Raw genomic sequence first — 237 nt, 5'->3', positions numbered from 1 at the left:
CGCACCTGAAATGGTTGAGCCGCGCGATATCGATGCCTTAACCGGCTCGGATGCCGTGCATCAGGGTGTTTTGATTGAAACCGCTGCCCTGAAGCCACGCAAATTGCAGGATCTTAAAGAAGGCAAACTGCTTTTGATTCTGGATCAGGTTACTGATCCGCATAATGTCGGCGCTATTTTGCGCTCCGCAGTTGCTTTCGGCGCCGATGCGTTGATCACCACATCACGTCATAGCCC

At 52.7% G+C, this 237-nt stretch carries 1 protein-coding gene; it reads left to right on the top strand.

The window, feature by feature from the left end:
* On the top strand, positions 1 to 237 hold a 237-nt coding region (locus HBA93_RS23415), incomplete at both ends, for a TrmH family RNA methyltransferase (RefSeq protein WP_286202171.1).

It is taken from the genome of Ochrobactrum sp. SFR4 (assembly GCF_019730395.1).
Taxonomy (GTDB): Bacteria; Pseudomonadota; Alphaproteobacteria; order Rhizobiales; family Rhizobiaceae; genus Pseudochrobactrum.
Note: the sequence above shows the minus strand (reverse complement) of the source record. Positions and strands in the feature narration are given on the sequence as shown.